The organism is Terrisporobacter muris (assembly GCF_024621905.1).
GTDB lineage: Bacteria > Bacillota > Clostridia > Peptostreptococcales > Peptostreptococcaceae > Terrisporobacter > Terrisporobacter muris.
Genome location: NZ_JANKBY010000014.1, coordinates 12,988 through 29,184, shown reverse-complemented (window position 1 = coordinate 29,184; position 16,197 = coordinate 12,988). Strand labels below are relative to the sequence as shown.

16 protein-coding genes and 1 pseudogene are annotated in these 16,197 nt (G+C 27.5%); 11 read left to right on the top strand and 6 right to left on the bottom strand.

Features of this window, described 5'->3' with window-relative positions; all coding sequences use genetic code 11:
• Nucleotides 1–55: 55 nt before the first annotated feature.
• The 6 genes and pseudogenes from NSA58_RS02460 (at nt 56) to NSA58_RS02435 (ending at nt 6,044) form a co-directional block, all read left to right on the top strand.
• Nucleotides 56–178 carry a hypothetical protein gene (locus NSA58_RS02460; RefSeq protein WP_257560009.1) on the top strand — a complete coding sequence of 41 codons (123 nt, stop codon included), beginning with the start codon at nt 56–58 and terminating at the stop codon, nt 176–178.
• A 42-nt stretch (nt 179–220) separates the two neighbouring features.
• Complete coding sequence (locus NSA58_RS02455; RefSeq protein WP_257560008.1) at nt 221–811, top strand: PASTA domain-containing protein; 591 nt, start codon at nt 221–223, stop codon at nt 809–811.
• Between the two features lie 1,080 nt (nt 812–1,891).
• Nucleotides 1,892–2,305, top strand: a pseudogene (locus NSA58_RS02450) (MFS transporter); the annotation flags it as partial.
• A 64-nt stretch (nt 2,306–2,369) separates the two neighbouring features.
• Nucleotides 2,370–3,632 carry a tetracycline efflux MFS transporter TetA(P) gene (tetA(P), locus tag NSA58_RS02445; RefSeq protein WP_006440994.1) on the top strand — a complete coding sequence of 421 codons (1,263 nt, stop codon included), beginning with the start codon at nt 2,370–2,372 and terminating at the stop codon, nt 3,630–3,632.
• Nucleotides 3,616–5,574, top strand: coding sequence for a tetracycline resistance ribosomal protection protein TetB(P) (tetB(P), locus tag NSA58_RS02440; protein WP_006440995.1), 1,959 nt, complete (start codon nt 3,616–3,618; stop codon nt 5,572–5,574). The genes tetA(P) and tetB(P) overlap by 17 nt, the downstream gene beginning before the upstream one ends.
• Nucleotides 5,575–5,765: 191 nt before the next feature.
• A complete protein-coding gene (locus tag NSA58_RS02435; protein WP_049039694.1) occupies nt 5,766–6,044 on the top strand; it encodes a hypothetical protein in 279 nt (92 codons plus the stop codon).
• 340 nt (nt 6,045–6,384) lie between these two features.
• Here the strand turns inward: NSA58_RS02435 and NSA58_RS02430 are convergent, their stop codons facing one another.
• From NSA58_RS02430 to NSA58_RS02415, 4 genes are read right to left on the bottom strand one after another with little or no spacing between them, the layout of a single operon-like run.
• A complete protein-coding gene (locus NSA58_RS02430; RefSeq protein WP_122641345.1) occupies nt 6,385–7,149 on the bottom strand; it encodes a hypothetical protein in 765 nt (254 codons plus the stop codon).
• Between the two features lie 2 nt (nt 7,150–7,151).
• Complete coding sequence (locus tag NSA58_RS02425) at nt 7,152–7,529, bottom strand: zinc ribbon domain-containing protein (RefSeq protein WP_122641346.1); 378 nt, start codon at nt 7,527–7,529, stop codon at nt 7,152–7,154.
• A complete protein-coding gene (locus NSA58_RS02420) occupies nt 7,523–7,807 on the bottom strand; it encodes a hypothetical protein (protein WP_122641347.1) in 285 nt (94 codons plus the stop codon). The genes NSA58_RS02425 and NSA58_RS02420 overlap by 7 nt, the downstream gene beginning before the upstream one ends.
• A gap of 14 nt (nt 7,808–7,821) precedes the next feature.
• Nucleotides 7,822–8,355, bottom strand: coding sequence for a sigma-70 family RNA polymerase sigma factor (locus tag NSA58_RS02415; RefSeq protein ID WP_257560007.1), 534 nt, complete (start codon nt 8,353–8,355; stop codon nt 7,822–7,824).
• 248 nt (nt 8,356–8,603) lie between these two features.
• On the opposite strand from NSA58_RS02415, the gene NSA58_RS02410 reads away from it, so the two are divergent.
• Nucleotides 8,604–9,248, top strand: coding sequence for an OB-fold protein (locus tag NSA58_RS02410; protein WP_147516120.1), 645 nt, complete (start codon nt 8,604–8,606; stop codon nt 9,246–9,248).
• Between the two features lie 403 nt (nt 9,249–9,651).
• On the top strand, nt 9,652–11,211 hold the full coding sequence (locus NSA58_RS02405) for a DNA polymerase domain-containing protein (protein WP_257560006.1): 1,560 nt from the start codon (nt 9,652–9,654) through the stop codon (nt 11,209–11,211).
• Between the two features lie 178 nt (nt 11,212–11,389).
• On the opposite strand, the gene NSA58_RS02400 is transcribed toward NSA58_RS02405, so the two are convergent.
• Both NSA58_RS02400 and NSA58_RS02395 read right to left on the bottom strand, forming a co-directional pair.
• Nucleotides 11,390–11,890: a CarD family transcriptional regulator gene (locus tag NSA58_RS02400; protein WP_039680884.1), complete on the bottom strand. Its 501-nt coding sequence runs from the start codon at nt 11,888–11,890 to the stop codon at nt 11,390–11,392.
• A gap of 175 nt (nt 11,891–12,065) precedes the next feature.
• Nucleotides 12,066–12,254, bottom strand: a complete 189-nt coding sequence (locus tag NSA58_RS02395) for a hypothetical protein (protein ID WP_074429640.1) — start codon at nt 12,252–12,254, stop codon at nt 12,066–12,068.
• Nucleotides 12,255–12,921: 667 nt separating this feature from the next.
• Between NSA58_RS02395 and NSA58_RS02390 the strand changes: the two genes are divergently transcribed.
• The 3 genes from NSA58_RS02390 (at nt 12,922) to rpsB (ending at nt 16,161) form a co-directional block, all read left to right on the top strand.
• Nucleotides 12,922–13,977, top strand: coding sequence for a potassium channel family protein (locus tag NSA58_RS02390; protein ID WP_074078867.1), 1,056 nt, complete (start codon nt 12,922–12,924; stop codon nt 13,975–13,977).
• An 80-nt stretch (nt 13,978–14,057) separates the two neighbouring features.
• The gene (locus NSA58_RS02385; RefSeq protein ID WP_039681135.1) at nt 14,058–15,239 is read left to right on the top strand and encodes a D-alanyl-D-alanine carboxypeptidase family protein; all 1,182 of its coding nucleotides are present in this window, start codon (nt 14,058–14,060) and stop codon (nt 15,237–15,239) included.
• Nucleotides 15,240–15,438: 199 nt separating this feature from the next.
• A complete protein-coding gene (rpsB, locus tag NSA58_RS02380) occupies nt 15,439–16,161 on the top strand; it encodes a 30S ribosomal protein S2 (protein ID WP_039681134.1) in 723 nt (240 codons plus the stop codon).
• Nucleotides 16,162–16,197 lie beyond the last annotated feature (36 nt).

Sequence of the window (16,197 nt, the reverse complement as noted above, 5' to 3'; positions counted from 1 at the left end):
AAATATATAATAATTAAGGGGAAAACATATTCATGCTGTAGGGTATGGAGAGGATTTGACTGCAATAATAACAGCATTAGTAGTAATTTCTATGTTCATAACATTTGAAATTAAAAGAAAAGCAAGAGAAAAAATGCTAGAATGGTTTAGTTATTTAACAGAAGAAGATTTTAAATAATTAGATACTAAATTTAATAATTAAAGAGTGAGATGATAGAAAATGAAAAAAGTAATCATGTTAATGGGGCTGATAATTTTATTAATAGTAACTGGATGTGCTAAAAATGAGAAATCTGAAGAAAAAGAAGAAGTTGTAAAAAGTGTATACTGTACTAGTTGTGGAGAAAAATCAACAGAAGTAACTAAATTTTGTTCAAGTTGTGGAGAAGAAGCAACATGGGTATCTGAAAAACCTAAAGAAAAAAAAGAAGAAAGTAAGACAGATAGTAAAGAAGAAACTAAAAAAGAAGAAAGTAAGGCAGATACTAAAGAAGAAACTAAAAAAGAAGTAAAAAATGAAGATAAAGTAGAGACTAAGATGATTAAAGTTCCTAATTTAGAGGGGGATTATTTAAAATATGTAGAAGGATTGAATATTGAACAAGACTCTAGCATGTCAGTTCTTGTTCCTGAGTATGAGGCAAGAGGAATAGTCAAGTCACAATCAATAAAAGCAGGTGAAATGGTTCCAGTTGGAACAACAATAAGAGTTGGTGTGTATGGATTTGATGGTCATTATAACCCATTTACAGATATGCACGAATGTATAATTCAAAATGGAAAATGTGTAGGGAATAGCTACAATGAATAGAATATTATTAAATGATGATGTGATAACATATTTAATAAAGGATAGGTTGCCTAAAGAACAAGGTAACCTATCCTTTTTACATTTACTTGTAATGAATTGTCTAAATCTGAAAATAGTAATATAATAAGTAATAATAAAGTTGAGTTAAAATACGCTCCGTAGAGTGCGATACGGAGAACCGTATCACAAGTAAGTGCGAACTTTACCAAAATTGGATATATAAATGAAAGGTAGGTCTGCTTTAATTCTGCAATGAAACTCACAAAAATCTAAAATTTGAATTTTTGTAGGTTATTGTAGTTTTATTCATAGGTTCTTCGTTTTTCACCTATTTCAGCAAATTAGAATTTGTTTTTTCTAATCTATAGTATTGAAAGAAATTGTAAAACATTCCACAAATATATTTTTTATATTCATTTCAGATTTAGGTTAAAGTTAGTAGTTATTCTTTTGTGTATATAAGTTATTTGAAGTAATAAAGTTTCAATTGAATTTGGATAAATATGAATATAAAAGTATTGAAAAAAATAAAAGTTTATATATAATGTAATTATACTAAAATATAAACATGAAAAATATAAATGTAAAGGAGATGTAAATATGCGCAAAGAGGTAGTTTTTAACTAAACTAACTGAATAAGGATTATTTTAAAAAGTATATGAAAAAAATCTTGGATAACTCAAGGTTTATTTGTGGTAGAAACAATTATTAATAATATTGATATTACCATGTCTATTTGTGTACTCTAAAAATAATCAGTATTATAATGAGCATATTACATCTTTATTTGAAGAATAGGAAAACTGTGTTCTAAACACGGTATTTTTATGCCTATTTTTACTATATTTATAGATATGATATAAGACTTTAATTTGCATAGCTTAATCATAAGTTATATAAATTAAAGTTGTATATTTCATGTTTATATTTAGGTTATATAATTATGAGGCTGTAAGTGAATTATGTTCACTTACAGCTTTTTTTATTTAAGGAGATTATTTTGATGATTTATATATTTAAATATGAAGATTATGAAAAACAAATAAATTTTTTTAAAAATACTAGGATGGTGATTATTAATGGTTAATAAACTTTCAGCATATAAAACTTATTTATTATTTTCAGCTATTACAGCAATGTGTTTTTCACTAGTAGCTACAGTTATGATAGTGTATCACATTGAAACGGTGCATTTAAATCCACTTCAGCTTATACTTGTTGGAACTACTTTAGAAGTAGCATGCTTTATATTTGAAATTCCTACAGGAATAGTTGCAGATGTGTACAGTCGTAAACTATCTATTGTTATTGGTGTAGTTTTAACAGGAGTGGGATTTATTTTAGAAGGTTCTATTTCTAGTTTCGTTTTCGTACTTGTAGCACAGATTGTATGGGGATTAGGTTCTACTTTTATTAGTGGATCTGTTGAAGCTTGGATTGCGGAAGAAGAGAAAGATAAAGATTTGGATAAAATTTATATAAAGGGAGCACAATTTAAATATGAAGATTATGAAAAACAAATAAATTTTTTTAAAAATACTAGGATGGTGATTATTAATGGTTAATAAACTTTCAGCATATAAAACTTATTTATTATTTTCAGCTATTACAGCAATGTGTTTTTCACTAGTAGCTACAGTTATGATAGTGTATCACATTGAAACGGTGCATTTAAATCCACTTCAGCTTATACTTGTTGGAACTACTTTAGAAGTAGCATGCTTTATATTTGAAATTCCTACAGGAATAGTTGCAGATGTGTACAGTCGTAAACTATCTATTGTTATTGGTGTAGTTTTAACAGGAGTGGGATTTATTTTAGAAGGTTCTATTTCTAGTTTCGTTTTCGTACTTGTAGCACAGATTGTATGGGGATTAGGTTCTACTTTTATTAGTGGATCTGTTGAAGCTTGGATTGCGGAAGAAGAGAAAGATAAAGATTTGGATAAAATTTATATAAAGGGAGCACAAGCAGGACAGATAGGATCGGTTATTGGAATAGTACTAAGCACTGTAATAGCTAATTTATCTGTAAGACTACCTATTATAGTTAGTGGAGTCTTATTTATAATTCTTGCATTATTTTTATGGTTATATATGCCAGAAAATAATTTTAAATCATCTGCTCCAGAGGATTTAAATACTTTTAAAAAGATGGGATATACCTTTAAATCTGGTCTTAAATTTATAAAAAATAAACCTATAATTATAATTTTGCTTTCAGTAACTTTATTTTATGGATTATCCAGTGAAGGTTATGATAGACTTTCTAATATGCATTTTTTACAAGATACTATGCTTCCTAAACTTGGAAACCTTAAACCAGTGACTTGGTTCGGAATTTTTGGAATTGCAGGAATGATATTGAGTGCTATAGTAATGCATTTTATGGAAAAGAAGCTTAAGGATGATGATAAGAATAAAAATGGAAAGCTGTTATTATGTATAAATATATTTTATATATCATTTATGTTCATATTTGCTATTACAAAAAGATTTAACTTAATGCTAATAGCTTATTTAGCGACAAGTACCTTTAGAACTATAAATGAACCTATATTTAGTGCATGGCTTAATGGACATATAGATGACAAGGCCAGATCTACTGTACTTTCTATAAATGGACAAATAAATTCCTTAGGTCAAATTTTAGGTGGACCAATTATAGGAATCATAGCTACAAATATTTCAGTGAGTATGGGTATAGCATGTACTTCGTTATTAGTAACACCGGTATTAGTGTTATATATTGTTGCTATGATAATGGATAAAAAGGTGGTTGATAGAGTTGGAGGTATTGATTATGAAGAAAATAATTAATATAGGAATCGTAGCACACGTGGATGCAGGAAAAACAACTATAACAGAAAACTTATTATATTATAGTGGAGCTATAAAATCAGTTGGAAGAGTTGATTTAGGCAATACACAGACGGATTCTATGGAGCTTGAGCGTAAGAGAGGGATTACCATTAAATCATCAACCATATCTTTTAATTGGAATAATGTCAAGGTTAATATTGTTGATACTCCAGGACATGTGGATTTTATTTCGGAAGTTGAACGTTCATTAAGTGTTTTAGATGGAGCGATACTAGTTATATCAGGAGTAGAGGGTATTCAGTCACAAACAAGAATATTATTTGAGACATTAAAGGAGTTAAACATTCCAACAATAATTTTTGTAAATAAGCTAGATAGAATTGGGGCAAATTTCAATAAAGTATTTGAAGATATAAAGAAGAATATGTCCAATAAAGTAGTTAGATTACAAGAAGTATATGATGTAGGAAGCAAAGCTGTTTATATAAAAAAACTATTTGATACATGCATGATAAATGATGATGCTATTGATGTTTTATCAGACTTAGACGAAGCATTTTTAGAAAGATATATTGGTGGAATAGAACCTGATAAAGAAGAAATACAAGAAAAGCTTTCATTATATGCAAGTGAAGGAAGTCTATATCCAGTATTTTGTGGTGCGGCAGCAATTGGACTTGGAGTTGAAGACTTATTAGATGGAATTTGTAGTTATTTTCCATTTGCAGGTGATGATTGTGAAAGTGATTTATCTGGAGTAGTATTTAAAATCGAAAGAACAAGTAAAAATGAAAAGAAGGTTTATGTAAGATTATTTGGAGGAAAAATATCTGTAAGAGATAAAATTCAAGTACCTAATAAGGAGATAGCAGAAAAAGTAAAGAAAATTAATAGGTTAGAAAATGGGGGAGTTGTTGAAGCACAGAGGATAGAAGCAGGGGATATAGGTATTTTATATGGACTTACAAGTTTCCAAGTGGGAGATGTTATTGGAATTTCAAATGATAAAATTAAAAATATATCTATAGCTAAACCAGCATTAAAAACAACAATTTCTGCAATTGATAAAGAAAAAAATCCAGAGCTATTTAAAGCATTAACATTACTTGCAGAGGAAGATCCACTACTAGAATTAGAGATGAATGACATAGATAAAGAAATTTATGTCAACTTATTCGGTGAAGTTCAAATGGAAATACTAAGTTCCATGTTAGATGATTTATATGGAATAAAAGTAGAGTTTTCGAATATTGAGACTATCTATAAGGAAACACCTAAAGGTTTTGGAGCGTCAATAATGCATATGCAGGAAGACTTAAATCCATTTTGGGCGACAGTAGGCTTAGAAATAGAACCAGCAGGGAGAGGCGAAGGTCTTAGGTATATTTCTAATGTTTCAGTAGGGTCATTGCCAAAATCTTTTCAAAATGCAATTGAAGAAGCAGTTATTAAGACAAGTAAACAAGGATTATTTGGATGGGAGGTTACAGATGTAAAAGTCACTCTTAGCTGTGGTGAATTTTTTAGTCCAGCCAGCACTCCAGCAGATTTTAGAAATGTGACACCTATGGTATTCATGGAAGCATTATATAAAGCACAAACTGTTTTATTAGAGCCATTACATGAGTTTGAGTTAAAGATTCCTCAAAATGCTTTAAGCAAAGCGGTATGGGATTTAGAAACTATGAGGGCAACCTTTGATAATCCTATTGTTATAGGGGATGAATTCTCAATAAAGGGATTAATTCCAGTAGAAAATTCAAAAGAATATAAAATGAAAATAGCTTCATATACAGAAGGTAGAGGAATGTTTGTGACAAAATTTTATGGGTATAAGGAAGCTTCAGCTGAATTTTCAAAAGCACGCAAAAAAACAACGTATGATCCATTGAATAAAAAAGAGTATTTGCTTCATAAACTAAACGCAATTAGAGATTAAATTTAAATAGATAAGTTAAATTTTTATATGTAGGATTTAAATATAAGACATTCAAAGCCTAAAAGTAAAGGAAGGGTCGTCTGAAGAAGATGAAGACCCTTCCTTTTTTCATGTTACTATGCTTAATTGTAAGTGCTTGAAATTTGTAATATAATGTAAATAAAGTTTTTAATAATAAGGGGACGGCACAAATGAAAATCGACTTTAAAATAACAAAAGATGACTATATAAGCTTCAATTTACATCATTTAGAAAACTCGAAATCACAGAAAAGTACATTTAACATACTTAGATATGCTGTACCCATAGTACTTTCTATACCAATCTACTTTACAGGAACGGGGATATTTAATCAACCGAATATATATTGGATTATAGTAGCGATAGTTTTTTTAGTCATTTGGATTTTAACATATCCTAAGCAATACAAAAAATTAGTAGCTAAAGAAACTGATAAACTCATAAGTTAAGGAGATAATTCATCAATATTTGGAAGTAAGACTTTAGAAATTATTGATGGGACAATAGTAGTAAAAGGGGATTCTATATCAGAAACAGTATCGTTAGAAAGTATAAAAGATGTAAAAGTTTACGAAGATATGATCCTTATATATAAGTGGATTTGTAGCTCATATAATTCCAAGGAGATATTTAGATAAAGAAATAGAGAAAGAACTTATGAAAGAGCTTAAAAAATATAAGGCTTTAGAACAATTAAAGTAAAACGTGCTCCTTTGGAGGTGTAACGGAGAGGGCTAACATAGCCTAAATAAAAAATGGGTAAATCCAAATTATGAATTTACCCATTTTTTATTCTTTTATTTCTAATCTTAAGACAACCATTTTTTCATTTTTATTTAAATTCTTTTGAATAGATTTTTCGATTTTATCTTTACTTTTATTAAGCTTTGGTGAGTAAGTTTTATATTTTCCATTTACTTTTATTCCCCTTGTAAATACAATAATTGGAATGTCTTCATTTACATTTAAATCTATATCTTGAGCAAATGCTGCTTCATTATAATTTGTAGGACAGTAATATTTTGTACTTTCTAGGATTTTATTATTTTGAACAAGATGTATTGCCATATCTCTTTTACTTCCTCCACCCATAAAAGTATCTTCATAAATTATTTGTAGCTTAGGTGTTCCTAAAATATCTTTTGACAATAGTTCTTCTGTACTTACTTTTTTATCTCCTTCATAAAAATCTGAATATAATTTTATATTATACGGTTTAGCTAATTTCAATCTACTTATTTCCATTAATTCTGGACAAATTATATTCATCTGTTTCTCTATTTCAAGACTTTCATCACTTCCTGATGAATATTTATATATATTAAAATCACCAGTAGGCTTTTTTCTAAGAGCATTTTCTATATCTTTTTCAAATCCTCCATCATTAAAATATACATCAATCTTTTCCTCAATTACTTTAGGACTATCTTGTTCTTCAATACCTATAGACATTTGAGAGAATATATATATTAATGATGTTGGTATAATTGCAATTAGAGCCGATAATATAATTATACAAGCAAAAACTTTCTTATTATTTTTTATTATTTTCATAATTACTCTCCCTCTATTTTATCATTACAGTATGGACAGTATTTCCATTCATCTTTCAATGGGCTACCACAAGTTTTACACTTTTCCTTTAACTTCACTCCACAATTTGGGCAAGAAGAAAAACTACTGTATATTTTAACTTTGCAGTTAGGACATTTTGATGAAAATGCTCTTGTTACTAATAAATAAGCTATTAACGGTAATGGCAGTAATATAGGTAAAAAAGTTGGTGTTAGTGCTAATATAGCCCATAGTATTCCCCACTTATCTTCTCTTTTTTTACTATCTAGATATATCCATACAACTTGACCTATTGTAAATACTATTATTAAAAAAAACACAATAAACATAATCATAATTTGCTTACTACCTATTAACATAAATTCCCCTCTCTCTTTTCTATTAAAACTACTGATAATACTAACAATACGAAAATATATATTTTCATTCCAAATTTCACTAAATTATTTGCTCCAAATAAAATCACAAATAAACCTTGACCTAAAACTGATGTAATTATCATTAATGCAAAACAAATAACTAGTAGTTTATTTTTTCTTTTTTCCTTTATTTTAGATGCTTTTTCAACTATAGCTAAAGTATCTATTTCTTTTATATAATCTATTGCTTTTAAATTATCATCTTTTAAATAATCCAATTTATAACCTCCTTTTAGCTTAATATTTCTCTTAGTTTTTTAATAGTATTATGAATTCTAGATTTTGTAGTACCACTAGATACTTTAAGTATTTCTGATATTTCTTCTATTGAATAACCATAATAATGTTTCAAAATAAATGATATTCGTTTTTCATAAGGCATATTATTTAAATGATTTAATGCTTCTTTGAACCTAATATGATTTATCAAATCTTCTTCTCCATAATGACTAACTTTAAATTCAAAATTATAATTTTCTGTTCTTACCTTATTTTTTCTAAGATAATTCTTATAAGTATTTATGCCTATTGTAATTAAATAACTTGAAAATTTGCTATCGCCTCTAAACTTAGTTATATTTAGAGAGGCTTTTAACAAAGTGTCTTGCACTAAATCTTCTGCCAAATCTTTATCTCCTGTCAATTTTATTAAAAATCCATAGAGCATTTGATAGTTATTTTGCAGTAATAAATTTAAACAATATTTATTTCCCTGCCTCGCTTTATCTAAAAGCTCTTTATCCTCCAAAACTAATAAACACCTCATCCCATTTTTTAACTTACTATTTTGCTATATACTATTAAGACACATAAATCTAAAAAAAGTTCATTTTAAAATTATAGTTTTAATTGAATATGTTAAGTTATATTGAAAGTCATTTTTATAGTTAGTTCACATTATATAACAATTGCGAAGTTAATTATATTGTATCATTTTCAACACTCATTTAAAACATAGCCTTATCTTTAAATATTTTATATCTAAAATAAGCAAATTATTTTTAGGAGGTTAATATGAAAAAAGAACAAAAAATTAAATATTGTAAAGCGTGTGGTAAAGAATTAGATACTAGTGCTAAAATATGTCCACAATGTGGTAAAGACCAAAGAAATTTCTTTATTAAACATAAAATACTTACAGGTATAATAGTATTACTAATTATAGGTATTTTTGGTGGCGATGGAGACAATGAAAATATTGATACCGCTACAACAAGCACTAAACAAGAAAAAACTATAGATACTTCATCAACAGATACTGAACAAGAACAAACTACAGATACTGACTCGGTGGATAAAAATAAAGAAGAAAGTTTAACTGAAGATATTGATGTAGAAAAGGAAAATGTTATAGTAGTTGATGCTACAAAATTATATAGTGATTATGATAGCAACGAAGTAAAAGCAGATAAAGAATATAAGGATAAATTGATAGAGGTCACAGGTAGAGTTACTGATATAGGTGTATCTTTGGGGCAAACTTATGTGTGTTTATCTACAGGAGATGCATATAGTTTATTTTCAATACAATGCTTTTTTGATGATGATGAGCAAATAGATAAAGTGTCTGAACTTAATAATGGTGATACAATCACTTTAAATGGAACATGTGTGGGGATGAGTATGAATGTTGTACTGAATGATTGTAAATTAAAATAAGTAAGTTAAAGACTAGATTAATTATTTTTAATCTAGTTTTTTTTATAAAATTATTTATATAATATATAACAATTGTATATTTGTAATCTATTGTATTTTTTCGATGTTGATTTAAAACAGAGATAAAAAAGTAGACAAAAAATAAACTTATAATAAATGATTGGATGTAGTATATGTAATTACAAATGGGATTTATATACAATTAAATAAAGAGAGGATTTTTAAAATAAGCACAAAAAATATGTGTAAAAATTTAATGAAACATTAAAAATGAGTGTCTAATTTGTTAAAAAAGTAACATAAATGATTTAATGGCCTAAAAGTATTGAAAAATACACAAAGTGGAAAAACTTTACAAAAACAAAAGTTATAATAAAACATAAAAGGATATGATCAATGGATAATGAAAGCAATAATTGCTGGAGTAGACCCTTGTATAATATCAGATAAATTAATTGAACAAAATATTTCGCCATATCAAGTAGATAGGAGTTTGAATAGAATTCCTATATATATTTTTGAATTAAATGATAGCTATAGAAGTTTAAAAGAATTAGAATTATTCATGGGAGAAGATATAAGAGAAAGTACAGTTCCATTTGATTTAAATAGATACCCAACAAAAGAAGAAATTGAAGAGCTAACTACCTATTGTCTTCATGATGTAAGAATGACTTTTAAAGTATTTAAAGAAGTCTACTACAAATATGAGGCTCAATTGGGGTTAATAGAATACTTTAACCTGGATGAAAGTATGATTAATAAAACAGAAGCACAACTAAGTGCATATATTCTTGGAGCGAAAAAGCCTAATTATGCTAGAGAAGATGTAGCAGACTTTGAAATAGTAAATACCATAGAACTTAGTAAGTACAATAATATAAAACAGTGGTATGAAGATTATAATAATAGAGATTTTAAAAAGTATCTAAGAGCGAACGTATATGGAGTTGACACAGATTTTGGTTGGGGAGGTCTTCATTCTGCAAGGAAAAAATACCAAGGTGAAGATTTTATTGTGAACTCAGATGTTAGTTCATTTTATCCATCAATTATGATAGAATATGGGCTTCTTAGTAGAAATATACAAAACCCAACTAAATTTAAAGAAATAAGAGATACAAGATTTAAATTTAAAAAAGAAAAAAATCCTATAGAAAAATCACTTAAACTTGTATTGAATTCTACTTATGGAGCTTGTTTAGATGCAAATAATGATTTGTATGATCAAAGACAAGGTATAGGTATTTGTGTAAATGGCCAGTTGTTACTTCTTGATTTAATAGAAAAAGTTGAGTTAGAATTTGGTGATAGAGCAGAGTTTATACAAGGAAATACAGATGGTGTAATGTTTAAATTTAAATCTAAAGAAGATGTAGATAAATATTTAGAAATATGCAAAGAGTGGAGTCAAAGAACAAGAATGAACTTAGATCATGACTTTGTTAAAAAGATAATTCAAAAAGATGTAAATAATTATATCTATGTTAAAGAAGAAGGAAGTATAAAAAGCAAGGGTGCATATGTTAAAAAATTAAGTTTAATAGATAATGATTTACCTATTGTAAATAAAGCTATTAAGGAGAAACTTATTAACGATATAGAAATTGAAGATACTATAAATAATTGTAATGATTTAATGGATTTCCAAAAATGTGTCAAAATCACAGGTAAATACAGTCATGCCGTTTATGGTAGCGAAAATATAAACCTAAAGGTATTTAGAGTATTTGCTAGTAAATCTAGTAGTGACAATGCCATAATGAAGATGAAAAGTGATGGAAAATTAGAAAAAATAAGTTATACACCAGATAGAGTTTTTATTGATAATAGTAAGGTGATTGGTAAAGATGTTTTAGATAAACTAGACAAGTCTTGGTATATTAAATTAGCCAAGGATAGATTGGAAAGTTTTATTCCAGAAAATTCATTTACTTTATTTGATTATTTTAATATGATTTAAAAGTATAAAAGAGCCGTATAAAATACGGCTCTTTTATTTGGGCTAGCGTCATACTTATACTAGATGTATAAGTTCCCACTTATGAATATAATTATAAGTTATACATCTATAAAAGTAAATGGAAATATTTGCAAAAAGAACCGTAATACTAAATTGAAATAAGATTGCAAATTATATTTTACTTTGGAATATGATTTAAAATAAAAGAAGACACATCTTGGACAGGTATATTTAGAACTGTGGCAAACTCCTCGTCTATTAATTTCTCAGCAGCTTTTTTAAAATCTTCATCCGTTTTGGATAATTTTTTTCCAATAGATAATTTCTCTTGTTCATTAATAGTAATACTCTTTACTACTTGAGCTAATTCTTCACACACACTATTTTTTATTACTGACTTGAAGTGCTCACTTCTTTGCCTATCGTTATCTATTTTAAGTACCTCTATGTTAGGAATACTTTTAATAATAGACATTACTTCTTTTTCTGATAAAAGATGCCTCATAAATACTTTTTTGTTATCTGTAGGAACCTTAATGATAGTATTTTTATCAGAATACACTGGTTGTATTACATAATAGGATTTACGACCTATGTAGATATTTTCTTCTTCAATAATATCTACAACTTTACAAACACTCATTGCTCCATAAATTATATAATCATTTTTGTTGAACATGTAAGAATCACCCCTTATAAAAAATTTACTTTGACAATTGGGATTAACTTATCAAAATTTTACACTATACTTATATTCTATCATACTTTGCATAGTGTATGTAAGTTTTATAAAATACATAAGAAATAAACCTATGGCTAGCTAGCTATAGGTTTATTTTTGGACAACTCAATAATTAACAATTTTCAAAAGTAGTAGTATCTAAATTAGTATATATAAGTCCACTACTTACCCCAAAGAAATTAACACTAGAGTCGGCAAAAGAAGGTTCGCTATCTAAGTTAAAATTTGTACAAGAGTAAGCTATTTCTTCGTATCCTTTTTCAGTTAAAGCTAAATTATTAGAAGTTGAATTATTATTCATATTTAACACCCACCTTTAATTTGTTTTATTTTTATAATATATATTGTATGAGTAGGACGAGTTTAAGTCAATTAAAATATTGAAAATTCTGAAAATTTTTAATATTCAAAAAATGTTCTTGATACATTATAAAAAATAAAATTATGAGTTTTGAGGTTAATATTATTTATTTTTTGCTAATAAAGCAGCCTTAAAGTACCTGCACATCGTCCACCTTAAGTACAATCTATATTCATTGATGGAGATGATCACATGATTACTTTCTTTTAAGAACTCTTTAATAAAATAATTTAAAGAGTATACGACACTTGGTGTGAAGATTATATTTTTTGAATTAAAAAAATTAAAAAGCTTGCATATAATCTCAATACTAAGGCTTGTAAATTGTAAGCACATTTATAATTACACGTATTTATCTTAAAAGCACTATTTTCTATAAAGCTCCCTATAGATTTGCTAAGTTTAGGAGATTTTGGTAAGGAAGTACTATCGTTAGAAACATATATGGAATTAGTAAGTGTTATCTCCTTTCAATTAAATATATTAATTATATAGGTTTCATTTAAAATAGCATTACTTGGGAAGAACTAAATCAACGTAATTAATTATGAATATAAAAATTATATTAATAAAAACTAATAATAGATATTACTGATAGGAGGCAAAAATGAATTGTAAGTGGGTTTCTAATGAAGATAGAAATTTAACATGCAGTAGACATGCTGATTCATCTGGTTACTGTCTTTTTCACAAAGAAAATAAAAATAAAAGAGAAATAGCTTTGTTTGATGCATATATAAAAAAAGGTGAAATTAGCGATTTTACAGGATTTCGCTTTGAAGATGAATTTGATATTAATAAAATAATAAATTTTGAGTATGAAAAATTGAAATTTTGTGAAGCTACATTTAAAGATGAAGTAAACTTTAGTAATTTTATGTTTAAAAAATCAGTAGATTTTACAAACGCAAACTTTGAATCATACGTTAATTTTAAACAATCAACTTTTTTAGGAAATTGTATATTTAATAAAACTATTTTTAATTCAAAATATGTAAACGAAGAAGTATTTCAAAAATCAGATTTCAATGGTCAAAAGCTTATAGTAGAGAAATGTATAAATTTTCCACGGCTAGATGGAATAGTTTTTTCTCCATATACAAAATTTATCTTAAAAGATACCTATTATAATGAAGAAAACTCTATTTGTGGTAGAAATAATTATAAAATAGCAAGAATTCAGGCAAAAATAACAGAAGATAATGAGAATATTGGTTATTATTATTATAATGAAAGAAATTATGCTAGTAATTTCTTGAAAAGCAAGAAATACAATGGATACAAGGATTATTTAGTTAATGATTTTTTTGATTTTTTATCAAAACATCTTATAGGTTATGGAGAAAGACCTATAAAATTGCTAATAATAAGTTTTTCTATAATAAGTATATTTGCTTTTGTTTATTTGTTTATAGGAATGAAAAGTCTTGAATATGGATTAATAAAAGTAAATTTGTTAAAAAATACATATTCGCTTTATGAACTTATTACTTTTTATGGGGAAGCTTGGTATTTTTCAATGGTAACATTTAGTACCGTTGGATATGGAGATATTATTGCCTTTGGATTTTTAGGCAAAATGCTAGTTTGTATAGAGGTTTTTTTAGGAATAACAATACATGCTACATGGACATCTGTATTGTTTTCAAGATTGATAAAGTAATCCTAGAAAATAATTCAAGATTATTACTCACTTAAAGGGGAAAAATAATTTAGACTAAAGTTACCAAGAAGGTGAGAATTTTGAAAAAAGGAGCACAAGTATTACTGATTTTACTAATCATTATAAGTATTATTACTCCTAGTATTTCTTATGGTGAAAATACAAATGTAGACAAGTTTTCTAAGTCATCCATATTAATTGATCAAGACACTGCTAGAGTTTTATATGCAAAAAATCCTGACGAAAAAAGACCTTTAGCAAGCCTTAGCAAGATGATGACATTTTTAATTGCTATTGAAGCTATCAATAACAAAGAAGTAAGCCCTCAAGATATAATTGTTGTAGATAAAGATATAGCAAAAGTAAGAGGATCTTCTTACAAGTTAAAAGAAGGCGAAAAAATACCTTTAATAGAGCTTATGAAGGGGTTAATGATAGTGTCAGGCAATGATGCAGCAGTAGCAATATCAAAACATATTGGAAAAAGTGAAGAAAACTTTGTGAAGAGAATGAATAAAAGAGCAAAAGAAATAGGAATGAAAAATACATCATTTGTAAACTGTAATGGTCTTCCTATATATAGTTTGGCTGATCCGAAAAAGCCACCAAAAGAAAATATCTCAACCGCTAGAGATATTGCTAAATTAGGTAAGTTTATGATGGACAATTATGAAAAAGAAGTGACAGCTATAACTGATATGCAAACTTATACTTATTCTCAAAGAGGTTTTTGTAAAAATAACACAAATGGACTTCTTTCCATAATACCTGAGGTAGATGGAATAAAAACAGGATACACAGGTAATGCAGGGTATTGTTTAGCCTTTTCTATGAAAATCAATGAAGATACTAAAAATATAGAAAATAGATTGATAGGGGTATCTCTTGGTGCAAATCATAAAAATAAAAGGATACAAGCTTGTCTTGCAATGCTTAAATATGGTAAGGAAAATTTTACCACACAAAAAGTTATGACTAAAGAAGACTTAATTGGTAAAAAATATTTGAAGGGATTAGATGAGCTAGAAATCACCTTAGAATGTGAAGATGATTTAATCATAGTGAAAAAAAATGATGAAAATATAAACACACAACTCACATTTAAGGAGATTAAATTACCTATTAAAAAAGGTGATGTATTAGGTGTAATAAAATACTATAATGATGATGGAGAAATTTTAGGGACGAATAAAATTATAAGTAAAGAAGATTTGTGTGATATTTCATTAAAAACAAGAATAAAAATTTTGTTTGCCGATTAATATCCCAAAATTAGTTAATAATTAAAATGTAAGGTTATATTAAATTATATTGAAATTTATTTTTCCCTATGTTATACTATCAGAGGTGAAAAAATAAAATATAAATATCACACACGGCCATGGGATCCTTAAAAGGTGCCACATGAGGGTTTTTTAGGGAGTTGATCATGCCGGAGGTACAAAACCAAGGAGGTACGAAATGTCAGTAATATCAATGAAACAATTATTAGAAGCTGGTGTTCACTTCGGACATCAAACAAGAAGATGGAATCCTAAAATGTCAAGATTCATCTTTACAGAAAGAAACGGAATCTATATAATAGATTTACAAAAAACAGTTAAAAAAGTTGAAGAAGCTTACAAATTCGTTAAAGAAGTAGCTGAAACTGGAAAACCAATCTTATTCGTAGGAACTAAGAAACAAGCTCAAGAAGCTATAAAAGAAGAAGCTGAAAGATGTGGAATGTTCTTCGTAAACGAAAGATGGTTAGGTGGAATGCTAACTAACCACCAAACAATTCAAACAAGAATTAAAAAATTAAGAGAATTAGAAAAAATGGAAGCTGAAGGTGTATTCAACGTTCTTCCTAAAAAAGAAGTTATAAAATTAAACGCTGAAAAAGAAAAACTTGAAAAATACTTAGGCGGAATAAAAGAGATGCCTGAATTACCAGGAGCTATATTTGTAGTTGACCCAAGAAAAGAAAATATAGCTATACAAGAAGCTCACAGATTAGGTATACCAGTAGTTGGTATAGTTGATACAAACTGTGATCCAGATGAATTAGATTTCCCAATACCAGGAAATGACGACGCTATAAGAGCGGTTAAATTAATAACTGGTGCAATGGCTACTGCTGTAATAGAAGGTAGACAAGGTGCTGAAGAAGAAGTTGTTGAGGAAGAAGCTCAAGAACAATAAAAAAAAATAAATGGTAAGGGGGGTCCCTTACCATTT

Bases quoted from the DNA above. Each gene is read 5' to 3' on its own strand.
- NSA58_RS02415 (WP_257560007.1), bottom strand. From the start codon at position 8,355: ATGAGGTGTTTATTAGTTTTGGAGGATAAAGAGCTTTTAGATAAAGCG.
- NSA58_RS02390 (WP_074078867.1), top strand. From the start codon at position 12,922: ATGAATTGTAAGTGGGTTTCTAATGAAGATAGAAATTTAACATGCAGT.
- NSA58_RS02405 (WP_257560006.1), top strand. From the start codon at position 9,652: ATGAAAGCAATAATTGCTGGAGTAGACCCTTGTATAATATCAGATAAA.
- NSA58_RS02455 (WP_257560008.1), top strand. From the start codon at position 221: ATGAAAAAAGTAATCATGTTAATGGGGCTGATAATTTTATTAATAGTA.
- rpsB (WP_039681134.1), top strand. From the start codon at position 15,439: ATGTCAGTAATATCAATGAAACAATTATTAGAAGCTGGTGTTCACTTC.
- NSA58_RS02410 (WP_147516120.1), top strand. From the start codon at position 8,604: ATGAAAAAAGAACAAAAAATTAAATATTGTAAAGCGTGTGGTAAAGAA.
- NSA58_RS02425 (WP_122641346.1), bottom strand. From the start codon at position 7,529: ATGTTAATAGGTAGTAAGCAAATTATGATTATGTTTATTGTGTTTTTT.
- NSA58_RS02435 (WP_049039694.1), top strand. From the start codon at position 5,766: ATGAAAATCGACTTTAAAATAACAAAAGATGACTATATAAGCTTCAAT.
- NSA58_RS02430 (WP_122641345.1), bottom strand. From the start codon at position 7,149: ATGAAAATAATAAAAAATAATAAGAAAGTTTTTGCTTGTATAATTATA.
- NSA58_RS02395 (WP_074429640.1), bottom strand. From the start codon at position 12,254: ATGAATAATAATTCAACTTCTAATAATTTAGCTTTAACTGAAAAAGGA.
- NSA58_RS02400 (WP_039680884.1), bottom strand. From the start codon at position 11,890: ATGTTCAACAAAAATGATTATATAATTTATGGAGCAATGAGTGTTTGT.